The 2,909-nt window shown below is 72.8% G+C and carries 4 protein-coding genes; 1 reads left to right on the forward strand and 3 read right to left on the reverse strand.

Annotated features, from left to right (window positions below; genetic code table 11):
- The coding region (locus L0H79_RS22370; RefSeq protein ID WP_367652513.1) for a plasmid pRiA4b ORF-3 family protein at nucleotides 1–662 on the reverse strand (662 nt) is incomplete at its 3' end.
- Nucleotides 663–764: 102 nt separating this feature from the next.
- Between L0H79_RS22370 and L0H79_RS21770 the strand changes: the two genes are divergently transcribed.
- Entirely contained in the window at nucleotides 765–1,313 is a 549-nt protein-coding gene (locus L0H79_RS21770) for a Uma2 family endonuclease (protein ID WP_301486849.1), read from the forward strand.
- 10 nt (nucleotides 1,314–1,323) lie between these two features.
- Here L0H79_RS21770 and L0H79_RS21775 read toward each other — a convergent pair whose 3' ends face one another.
- Nucleotides 1,324–2,727, reverse strand: coding sequence for an amidase (locus L0H79_RS21775; protein ID WP_301486850.1), 1,404 nt, complete (start codon nucleotides 2,725–2,727; stop codon nucleotides 1,324–1,326).
- On the reverse strand, nucleotides 2,727–2,909 hold a 183-nt coding region (locus tag L0H79_RS21780), incomplete at its 5' end, for a hypothetical protein (RefSeq protein WP_301486851.1). The genes L0H79_RS21780 and L0H79_RS21775, both read right to left, overlap by 1 nt.

A 2,909-nucleotide genomic window follows, 5' to 3' on the forward strand; every position in this document is an offset into this window, starting at 1 on the left:
CGAGGCGGGGCGGTCCCCGCCGCGTGGTGTTCGGGTGATGGGGGGCACCCAGCGGCCCACCCGACACAGGCAGCCCAGCGGCATACCGACGCTTTCGCCCGGCGTTGCGGGGGGAAGGTCGGCGGGATCGACGATGTCCTCTCCCACCCACGCGAGCTCCCATGGGACGTAGGGCTCGTTGGTGACGATGAGGATTGACGGCACCTCGCCCGCGGCCCTCGCGCGTACCCACACCGTGGGCCGTCGAACGTCTCGCCCTGGCGGCGCCCCCTGGGGACCGTCTCGAAGTCGTGCAGATGGTCGCCGGACCAGTCGAACGCGACCTGCGGAACGGCATGCAGGTCGGCGAGGGGGATCCCGGACGGCACCTCGAGCCGACGCCAGATCGGGGGCTTCGTATGGCGTAGAGCGACCTTGACCTGCAGCACGTCGTCGACCTCGGCACGATTGCCCGCTGTCTCTGCCCCGGTTCGAGCTCCCCGGAGGGCGCGGTCCCGTCGACGGGACTCTCGCTGCGGCCGCCCTTGCCCGGCTTCCGGGTCGGTCGCATTGCGGCGCACTGGCTGTCTCTTGGTGCGCTTGGCCATGACTCGAAGCCAGCCACGGGCGGAGATCGCCGCGGTGCAGCCGCGCCGGAGGTCGCGACAGGTGCACCCAGTCATGGCGGCCGTTGGCTCCACGAGGAGCCTTGGGACCTGTGGACGACGAGCGCGCGGACGAGCCGCGCTCGGGCAGGGTGGCACCCATGACCCGAAGGAGGCACGATGATGACCATGACAGCGCTGCCGCGCTCGCGTCCGCTGGTCCGCGCGGACCTCGAGGCGATGCCCGATGACGGGCACCGCTACGAGCTCATCGACGGGGTGCTCATCGTGACCCCGGCACCCGCGCTGGAGCACCAGCGCGTCGTCGGTCGGCTGCACCTGCTGCTGTCCGCCGCGACAGCCCCGGGCATCGAGGTCATCCTCGCGCCGTTCGCCGTCGCGCTCGCCGACGACACCGAGCTGCAGCCCGACCTCATCGTCGCCAGGACCGCAGACTTCACGCCTCGCGAGCTGCCCGGGCCGCCGCTGCTCGCGATCGAGGTGCTCTCCCCGAGCACCCGCCGCATCGACCTCACGCTCAAACGCGACCGTCTCGAGGCGGCCGGGTGCCCGGCGTACTGGTGTGTCGATCCGGTCGCGATGGCGCTGACCGCCTGGGAGCTCGAGGACGAGCGCTACGTGCAGGTGGCCCACGTGGCCGGCACGGAGGTCTTCGAGGCGACCCGCCCGTTCCCGGTCACGGTGCGTCCGGCCGACCTCAAGCGGTGACAGCGCGCCATCACCCCAGCCCGGTCGGCATCCGGTTCGCGAAGTCGGTGGCCGCCTCGAACACCGACCCGATGCGCAGCACGCCCACCTCGTCGAAGGGCCGGCCAAAGATCTGCAGCCCGATCGGCAGCCCCTGCGAGTCGAACCCGCACGGCACCGACAGCGACGGCAGGCCGGTGAGGTTGCCCGGCGCGGACGCCTTGACGTAGACGTCGATGGCCGACTCCTCGGTGCCGTCCGGCCACCGCACGACCGGGTCGTCGGCCCGGACGGCCGTGGCGCACAGCGTCGGCGCGAGCACCGCGTCGAGCCCGTCGAACAGCTCCTGCCAGCCGCGCTTGACCAGCTGCCTGGCCCGCAGCGCCCGAATGTAGTCAGAGGCGAACATCAGCTCGCCGGCCTCGAGCAGCACCCGCACGTCCGCCTCGTAGAGCTCGCCCTTATCGCGCAGCGTGCCCTGGTGGTAGGCGGTGGCCTCGGCGACGAGGATGCCGTACTCGATGGGCATGTACGTCTGCGCCAGCGGCAGCTCCACCTCGTGGATGCTCGCCCCGGCGTCCTGCAACGTGGCGACCGCCGCGCGGAACGCGGCCTCGACGTCCGGCTCGATCGGCTCCGTGTAGTAGTTCGTCGGCACGCCGAACGTCAGCCCGTCGAGGCGGGCGTCGCGGCCAACCCCTGCCGCATAGTCCGGCACCGGCTCGTCGACGCTGCCCGGGTCGCGCGGGTCGTACCCGGCCATGGCCTGCAGCAGCAGCGCGACGTCCGAGACGGTGCGCGCCATCGGTCCGGCGTGGTCGAGCGCCCAACACAGCGAGGTGATCCCGTACCGCGAGACGCGGCCGTACGTCGGCTTGAGCCCGGTCGTCCCGTTCAGGGCAGAGGGGATCCGGATCGAGCCGCCCGTGTCCGTGCCCGTCGCGCCGAGCACCATCCGCGCGGCGAGTGCCGCACCCGACCCGCCGCTCGACCCGCCCGGGATCCGGTCGAGATCCCACGGGTTGCGCGTGGTCGGGGTGATGACCCCATACGCGTACTCGTGCGTGTGGGTCTGCCCGACGAGCACGGCACCGACGGCGCGCAGCCGGGCGGTGACCGCCGAGTCCTCGGTGGCCACCCGCCCGGCCCGGGTGCGGCTGCTCGACGTCGACGCGACGCCGGCCGTGTCGTAGAGGTCCTTGATGCCGACGGGGATCCCGTGCAGCGGACCGGCCGGCCCCGAGGCGTGGATCTGCGCCTCGGTCCGCTGCGCGGCCTCCCGCGCGGCGTCGAGGGTGAGGGTGGCGAAGGCGCCGACGCGGTCCTCGTACCGCTCGATCTGCCCGATGGCCGAGTCGAGCAGCTCCACCGGAGACAGCTCCCCGGCCGCGATCGCCACCGAGGCCTGCGTGATGGTCAGCTCGTACGGCTCCATCACGACCACCTCGCGTCGAAGCTCGTCGCGGGCGGCACGTCGGCCAGGTCGAGCCCGTCCAGCCGGTCGACGAGGCTGGTCACGAGCTCGAGCACCGGGGCCACCTGGGCGACCCGGTCCTCCTCGAGGGGCAGCCGGGCCTGCTCGGCGAGGGTGCGCACGAGCTCGGGGGTCACGCGGGG

The sequence above is a fragment of the Intrasporangium sp. genome (genome assembly GCF_030452765.1).
In the GTDB taxonomy this organism is placed as follows: Bacteria; Actinomycetota; Actinomycetes; order Actinomycetales; family Dermatophilaceae; genus Intrasporangium_A.